The 7898-nt window shown below is 62.6% G+C and carries 8 protein-coding genes; 5 read left to right on the top strand and 3 right to left on the bottom strand.

What is annotated here, in order from left to right; all coding sequences use genetic code 11:
* From ACNPP0_RS03095 to ACNPP0_RS03075, 5 genes are all read left to right on the top strand, one after another.
* The coding region (locus ACNPP0_RS03095; protein WP_448704998.1) for a DUF2345 domain-containing protein at nucleotides 1–681 on the top strand (681 nt) is incomplete at its 5' end.
* A complete protein-coding gene (locus tag ACNPP0_RS03090) occupies nucleotides 681–1520 on the top strand; it encodes a VRR-NUC domain-containing protein (protein ID WP_448704997.1) in 840 nt (279 codons plus the stop codon). The genes ACNPP0_RS03095 and ACNPP0_RS03090, both read left to right, overlap by 1 nt.
* Nucleotides 1517–3088 carry a type VI immunity family protein gene (locus tag ACNPP0_RS03085; protein WP_448704996.1) on the top strand — a complete coding sequence of 524 codons (1572 nt, stop codon included), beginning with the start codon at nucleotides 1517–1519 and terminating at the stop codon, nucleotides 3086–3088. Before ACNPP0_RS03090 ends, ACNPP0_RS03085 begins: the two co-directional genes overlap by 4 nt.
* 357 nt (nucleotides 3089–3445) lie before the next feature.
* Nucleotides 3446–4501 carry a type VI immunity family protein gene (locus tag ACNPP0_RS03080; protein ID WP_448704995.1) on the top strand — a complete coding sequence of 352 codons (1056 nt, stop codon included), beginning with the start codon at nucleotides 3446–3448 and terminating at the stop codon, nucleotides 4499–4501.
* A gap of 29 nt (nucleotides 4502–4530) precedes the next feature.
* A complete protein-coding gene (locus ACNPP0_RS03075) occupies nucleotides 4531–4686 on the top strand; it encodes a hypothetical protein (protein ID WP_448704994.1) in 156 nt (51 codons plus the stop codon).
* 497 nt (nucleotides 4687–5183) lie between these two features.
* Here ACNPP0_RS03075 and ACNPP0_RS03070 read toward each other — a convergent pair whose 3' ends face one another.
* The 3 genes from ACNPP0_RS03070 to metC all read right to left on the bottom strand — a co-directional run bounded on the left by ACNPP0_RS03070 (nucleotide 5184) and on the right by metC (nucleotide 7853).
* Entirely contained in the window at nucleotides 5184–6113 is a 930-nt protein-coding gene (locus ACNPP0_RS03070) for a CysB family HTH-type transcriptional regulator (RefSeq protein WP_332608314.1), read from the bottom strand.
* 9 nt (nucleotides 6114–6122) lie between these two features.
* Nucleotides 6123–6473, bottom strand: a complete 351-nt coding sequence (locus ACNPP0_RS03065; protein ID WP_332608315.1) for a VOC family protein — start codon at nucleotides 6471–6473, stop codon at nucleotides 6123–6125.
* Nucleotides 6474–6638: 165 nt separating this feature from the next.
* The gene (gene metC, locus ACNPP0_RS03060) at nucleotides 6639–7853 is read right to left on the bottom strand and encodes a cystathionine beta-lyase (protein WP_448704993.1); all 1215 of its coding nucleotides are present in this window, start codon (nucleotides 7851–7853) and stop codon (nucleotides 6639–6641) included.
* Nucleotides 7854–7898: the final 45 nt, after the last annotated feature.

Below are 7898 nucleotides of genomic sequence, written 5' to 3'. Positions count from 1 at the left end.
CATCAGCAGGTCAGCGCGGGCGACAAGATCGTGCTGAACGCGGGCGGTGACCTGGGCCTGTTCTCGCAAGGCGGTGCCCTGCGCCAGATCGCGCATCAAGGCGAACTGCTGCTACAGGCGCAGCACAACGCCATTCGCATCCAGGCCGATCAAAGCGCGGAAATCACGTCCAGCCAACAACACGTGCTGGTCGCCGCCGACAAACACATCACGCTGTTGTGCGGCGGGGCGACGATCAAGATTGCCGACGGCAACATCGAACTGGGCATGCCGGGCACGTTTACGGTGAAGGCGGCCTCGCACAATTTCTCAGGCCCAGGCGGCCAAAGCGCCACCCTGCCCGCCTTCAAATCCCCCGACGTCGCCGCCGGCGACTACGCCGGCCGGTTCCGCCTGCACAAGACCGACACCCGCCTGTTCGAACGTTATCGGTACCGCGTCATGACAGGCGCCACGCTGCTCCTGGAAGGCACCACCGACAACGACGGCGCGACGGATTTTCTGGACACCCCGCGCGCCCGCGACGTGCAGACCTACAAGACGATCATGCGCGAGGACCAGAAGATCCCAGACGACCCCGGCCAGCTCGCGGAACGCGTGGACGACATCAATCCACATCACGCCGAGCACGGGCCGATGGACCAAGCCTTTCTGGATTCCCACATTGAAGGAGACACCTGATGGCCGCACCCGCCGCCGCCGCCGCCCTCGTCTGGGGCTACCGCGCCTATCGCGCCTACGCCGCCCACGAAGCGGCGCAAACCGCCATCGAAGCCGCCGAAACCCTGGCGCAGATCGGTGACCGCAAGAAGGAAGTCCAAGCCATTCTCAAGGACGTGATTCAGAGCATGAAAGAGGAAATCGATATCAAAAGCTCGACCTTTGTGCGCACTGGCGGCAACAGCACCGTGTCGCGCGGACGTAGCGAAAACGTGACCTACCGGCAGTACATCGAACGCAAGATCCCCTTTCGGCCAGTGATCAGCACGGTATGCCAATGGGCGCTGAAGTCGCCGTTGACGGTTCCCAGGCGTCTGCGCAAGAAGATCCCGGGCAATGTTATTGAGACCACGATAGATATCGCACTGAAACAAACCACCGCGTCGTTGGTGTTTGAAGTGGTTGATGACTTGTTGGCCTGGCAAAGCCCGCTGAAGGCAGAGCCGAATTACGACGGCACGTCGTACAAGGCGATGTTGGGTGAGCCTTCGACACGTCCGAAGCGCATCAGCCAGTACTTCCCCTTCTGGCCGCGCCCTAGAGGAAGCCTGGCGCCTGATCTGGTCATTGTGGAATACCGGCAGCAGCCATTCGACGTGGAGAACGTATTCGCGGCGGTCGAAATCAAGTTTCCCAGCGACCGGGCGAAGCCCGCCCAAATGAAAGACTACGTCAGGCTGATGGACGGCGACACCCACAAGGTCGCGCTCCTTCGCGTACCAGAGGACTGCACGGGGCATCGACCAGACCGGGGCAGCTCGCGTGGAAAGGCCGGTCATTCACCCAGGAGCGGCAAATGAGCACCATCCATCCACTCATCAGCGACGAAGATCTGGCGGGCATGATCGAAGACCTGCAACGCTGGCCCAATACCGCCATCGACAATGGGTCGTTCGAGCTGTCGACCAGCCCGTTTCTTACCTTTTATTTCCATTACGACCCCGCGCACTATTTGCGCGCGACGCTGGACATGGTGGACGTATACGAGGCATTCGAAAGACTGGTCGGCCGGCCTTTCACGATAGCCACCCACCCAAGTTCAGAAAGACCACATCGGTACGGATCGGTTCGCTTGGGCGACTTGCGCGACTGGGCAAGAAAGACGCCACTGGATAAGGCCTTCACGGCGAACTTCACTGACCAGGCGAACCACCAGAGCTCGCCCACGCATTCGGCATACCTGTGGCGGGAACCCACCATTGGGGACCAACTCCAGTATTACTCGTCGATTCAGTTCTACTTCCGATGGCAATGGTGGCTGGACAACAGGGATGACTGGCGAAAATTCGTGCTCGACAGCATCGCTCGCCTGATGCCCGCACAGGTTTATAGCGGCTTCGCTATGGCCAATCCTTTGGAATTTGGCATGCGTTCCGAAGTTGCGGTTTGGGACAGGGCCCTGACGCCTCATTTCTTTGGACTGGACACGGACTATCCATTTGCGATGGATATCCCCGCTCAGTTGGGCTCCGGCATACGCCCGCCCACCTGGGGCTTCTTTCTGTCCGACATTTGGCGCGAGAAGCTGGCGATCTCGCGCGACGATGTTGTCGCCCACCTAGCCGATCCGCGTATCCGCATAGATACGTTAAGTTGCGGCCAATGGATAGAACTCGGTCCGCAACCGGAACTCTATCCCGTCGAAGAAGGCGTGCCCGAACTACCCGTCATGCTCAACCGCCTGCTGCGCCGCATCCGGCACCCGCAACTAGATCTCGTGGGCGCCGGCGAATGGGACGGCGACCCGAACGAGCGCTTCGATCGCCGCGACACGCAGCGTTGGCTTTGCCGGTTCGATGACGACAGCGACTGGCCGACCCCTGAGATCCGAGGCCGCACCCCAAGCCCGGCGCCTGCCGAACCCACCCCCACCCACGTCGTCGTCGGCGAAGACATCCCGTCGGACGGCTGGTGGTACACGCTGGCAATGACAGGTTCGCGCCAATACTTCAAGGCGGGACAGCCGGCGCCAGCCATCCATCAAGGCCCATCGCGCGGCCGCGTCATCTGGCAACGCGACATCGATCAACGCCCACCCGAAGCCGACGCGGCACGCCAGGCCGAAACCGGCCAGCTGGCCCCACGGGGTGGTCAATGGCGTGGCGACAAAAAAGGCGAAGTCCTGTGCGTGGTCGCGAAACATGAGGCGCTGCCGCCATATCAAGGCCGGTCCCTTACCTGGCACTGGATGCACGACACCGCCCAAAGCGCCGCTGTCCGCGTGCGGTCCGGGCAGCCATGCCCCTATCCCGGCACGTGGACCTGCGAAGAACACCCTACGGGTCCGCAATCCTTCGCTTATCAAGCCCCCCTGCCACAAGTGAACGGGCAGGACGTGACGTGGGCACTGGTTTCTTTCTTGCGTTAGGAGACAAGCCATGGCCGCCCCCGTTGCCGCAGCCGCCCTCGTCTGGGGCTACCGCTGTATCCCACCAATCCCGCCTATCCCGGATATCCCGCCTATATCGCCTACATCACCTATACCGCCCATCTACCGACGCTACCGCTAACTTGTTGTCGTGGAAAAGGCCATTGAAGTCGGAACCGAACCACAACGGAACCGCCGATCGGGCGATGCTTCGAGATTCCGCCGCACCCCGCAAACCCATCGGCGACTGCTTCCCATGTTGGCTACGAACACGCCGGCAGATTCCCGGCGTAGTCATCGACACGGGCCGGCGTACGCATCAAGCACCAAGGCCCAACATTCACGCAGGAGCGAAAAATGAATACACGCCCTCCTTTCCTCAACGATAACGATCTGACGTGCGGGGTTGATGCGTTGAAACCGTGGCCTGGTATCGCCATTGATAACGGTTCATTTCCCCTTTGGCCTCGCTTCTTTCTCACCTTCTACCTTCATTACTTGCCCGGCCAGAGCTTGCGGACCACCTTGGATATGCTCGACGTACAAGATGCGTTCGCGCGACTTCTAGGACACCCTTACACGATAGCTACCCACCCCCGTTCCGAGCGGCTGCTTGGATATGGCTCGATTCGCTTGGAGGAACTACACGAGTGGGCCCGCAGTTGCCCGGTTGACCAAGTGTTTACGGTCAACTTCACGGACCAGGAAAACCACCAGATTTCACCCGGGCATTCTGCATATTTGCGCCGCGCACCCGCCATCGCGGGGAAAGAACCGTATTACTCGTCTCTACAGTTTTACTTTTGTTGGCAGTGGTGGCTGGACCACCAGCACGAGTGGAGGCAGTTTGTGCTGGAGAGCATTGCGTATCTGACGCCCGCGCAGGTCTATAGCGGCTTTGCGGTCGCGAACCCTTTGGGACCTGGCATGCGTTCACAAGCGGCCATCCTGAATCGGGCGCTTGCAGCGCATTTCTACGGCCTGGACATCGACCACCCGCCGGGCATGATGCGCGCAGCCGAACTGCCGTCCGGCATACGGCCGCCCACTTGGGGCTTCTTTCTGTCTGACATTTGGCGCGAAAAGCTCGGCACCTCCCGCCGCGATGTGGCGGCCCACCTTGCCGACCCGCTGATCCGTATCGAATCCCTGGATTGCGGACTATGGATCGAACTGGGACCCCGGCCGGAGCTCTATCCCGTTCAACAGGGCCTGCCCAGACTGCCCGCTGTGCTCAACCGCCTGCTGCGCAATATCCGCCATTCGCAACTGGATCTGCTCGGCTCCTGCCCTCGGGACGCAGAACCCGGCAAGCACTTCGATAGCCGCGACACCCGGCGTTGGCTGGCCCGGTTCGATGACGACAGCGATTGGCCGACCCGCAAGTCCATCATCGGGACGCCCCCGGGTTAATAGCCGCATCCCCACATCAGGAGAACCCAATGGCCGCCCCTGTCGCCGCCGCTCTCATCTGGGGCTACCGCGCTTATCGCGCCTATGCCGCCTATGAGACCGCACAAACCGCTATTGAAGCCGCCGAGACCCTGGCGCAGATCGGTCAGCGGAAAAAAGAAGTGCACTCGATCTTGAAGACGTGATTTAGGGGATGCGCGTCCGCATCGACTCGTTGCACTGCGGCCAGTGGATCGAACTTGGCCCGCAACCGGAACTCTACCCCGTCGAAAACGGCGTGCCCGACCTCCCCGTGTTGGCCAACCGTTTGCTTCGCCGTATCCGCCATCCCCTGCTGGACCTGGTGGGCTTTGGCGAATGGGATGGCGATCCGAATGAGCGTTTCAATCGCTCCGACACGCAGCGTTGGCTTGGCCGGTTCGATGACGGCAGTGATTGGCCCACGCCTGAAATTCGAGGCCGGACACCCGGGGCCGCGCCGAACGAACCCACGCCCACACATATCCTCGTCGGCGAAGACATCCCGTCGGACGGCTGGTGGTACACCCTTGCAAAAACCGGTTCGCGGCGCTATTTCAAGGCTGGGGAAGCGGCTCCGTCGATCTCACAAAGCCCATCGCATGGCCGCGTGATCTGGCAGCGCGGCGTCGTTGCCAGGCCGAAACGCCGGCCGCACAGCCCCTCACCCCTCCGCTTTCAACTCCCGTTCCACCACTTCCCGCGTCAGCGTCGGGACGAACATTTCGATGAAGTGGAACGCGTAGCCGCGCAGCCAGGCGCCGCGGCGGATGGCCAGGCGGGTCAGGTTGATTTCGAACAGGTGGCGGGCGTCAATGGCGCATAGCCGGGTGTCGCGCTCGGGGTCCCAGGCCACGGCGGCCACGATGCCCACGCCCAGTTCCAGTTCCACGTAGGTCTTGATCACGTCGGCGTCCATGGCCGTCATGACGATGTCCGGGGTGATGCCGGCGCGGGCGAAGGCCTCGTCAATGTGGGCGCGGCCGGTGTAGCCCTGGCCATAGGTGATGATGGGATAGCGGGACAATTGCGACAGGCTGATGCCGTCGTGCCGGCCTTCCAGCGGATGGCCGCGCGGCACGATGATGCTGTGGCTCCAGCGGTAGCACGGCAGGTTCACCAGACCGGGATAGTTGGCGACGGCTTCGGTTGCCACGCCGATATCGGCTTCGCCTTCCAGCAGCATTTCGGACACCTGCTTGGGCGAGCCCTGATGCAGGTGCAGCACCACCTCGGGATAGCGCTGGCGAAATTCCTTGACCACCGGCGGCAAGGCGTAGCGCGCCTGCGAATGCGTGGCCGCGATTGACAGCACGCCCTGGCGGCTGTCGGCGTATTCGGCGCCCGCGTGCCGGATGTTGTCCGCGCATTGCAGGATTTGCTCGACCAAGGGCAAGATCAGCGCGCCGGGCGGCGTCAGGCCGATCAGCCGCTTGCCCGAGCGCACGAAGATGTCCACGCCCACTTCTTCCTCAAGCTCGCGAATCTGCCGGCTGACACCGGGTTGCGACGTATGCAGACTTTCCGAAACGTCGGTCAGGTTGAAATCCTGGCGCACGGCTTCGCGCACGGAACGCAATTGCTGGAAGTTCATCGCGCGCCCTCAGCCCAGGAAGGCAAGTTGGTTGCCGGACGGATCCTTCACGTACATCACGCGCGGTGATGCGTCGGGCTTGGAACAGACCGGAAAATGGCCGGCCTGACGCAACCGCGCCAGGATCTCGTCGTAGGCGCGCGTCTTCAGCGCCAGGTAGTCCGGCTTGACGCCACCGCTCAGCTCATGGACAGGCGATAGCGATAACGTCGCGTCACCCAGCGAGAACAGCAGGCGCTGGTCGCCTTGCGTGGGCATCTCGTCCAGACCGATGACACGGTGATAGAACTCGCGCACGGCATGAAGCCGGCGCGACAGAAATGGAAGCTGTACCGAATCGATCGAAAGAAGTGAAGTCATGCCCTGCTGCCAGCCATGAAACAGGGCAAATCTTAGTACCCGAAGGCACAACCGGACAAAGAGGTTGTAATTGCTTCTACATAGCCAGAAACCTTAAAGCGCGCCGCTTATTAGCAAATACGCGCGCGTGTCTTTTTATGGTTGCGCTGAGGTTTACGAGACGCTTCAGGCGCTGCGTCGCAAAGCCTCCCGCGTGCTGCTGAAGGCACGCTCAAGGTCGCCGACCAAGTCTTGCGGACTCTCCAGGCCGATATGCAGCCGCACCACGGATTGCTGCCCAGGCACCTGCTTCCACAGACTGTGTTCCGCCAGCCGTTGCGGCGCGGCTTCAAGCGCCAGGCTTTCATAACCGCCCCAGGACGCGCCGATCGAAAAGTACCGCAATGCGTCGATGAAGCGCGACGCCGCCGTCGGGTCCGGATGGTCGAAGGCGAAAGAGACCAAGCCGCTTGCACCGCTGAAATCGCGCCGCCACAACGCGTGGCCGGGGTCATCAGGCAAAGCGGGATGAAACACGCGCGACACGTCCGGGTGCGTGGCCAGGTATTGCGCCACGGCCAGCGCATTGACCTGATGGCGCGCCAGCCGCACATCCAGCGTGCGCAGGCCGCGCAGCGTCAGATAGGCATCGTCCGCGCCCACCGACAAGCCCAGCGCGTCGTACGTGGCGCCGATCCGCTGCGCCAGTTCGGCGCTGTCCACGGTCACCACGCCCATCATCACATCCGAGTGGCCGGCCAGGTATTTGGTGGCGGCCTGGATGGAGATGTGCGCGCCCAGCGCCAACGGCTGGTAGTACAGGCCGCCGCTCCAGGTGTTGTCCGCCGCCACCCATAGGCCATGACGGCGCGCGGTGGCTGCCAGCGCGGGCAAGTCCAGCACCTCGAACAGCAGCGAACTGGGCGACTCCAGGTACAACAGCCGCGTGCTGGGCCGGATCAACGGTTCCAGCGCATCTTGCCCCGGTGAAAAATATTCCACCTCGATGCCATAGCGCGCCAGCAAAGACTTATCGACCTTGCGCACCGGCGAATACACGCTATCGGCCACCAACGCGTGGTCGCCCGGCGCAAGCGTCGCCAGCAGCACCAGCGTGATCGCGGCCAGACCGGACGGCGCCAGCACCGTTCGATAGCCGCCTTCAAGCAAAGCCACCGCCTCTTCCAGCGCCTGATGCGTGTCCAGGCCATGGCGGCCGTACGTGGCAACGCGGTCGCCTGCCGCGCGTTGCTGGTTAAGCGCCGCCTGCGTGGCGGTGTCGGCGAAACGCACGGTGCTGGTGCGAACGACGGGCACGTTGACCGGGCCCGCGCCCTGCGTCAGTGCCGGGGAACCGGCGTGCACCAGCCGGGTTTGAACGTGGGCGTGATCCAGGCTCATGCGCGCGCCTCTTGTAAGGCTGCCGACACTGCGGAGGGGAAAGTC

This window comes from Achromobacter semiaridum, assembly GCF_053543755.1.
This window is presented reverse-complemented; position numbering and strand designations above follow the sequence as displayed.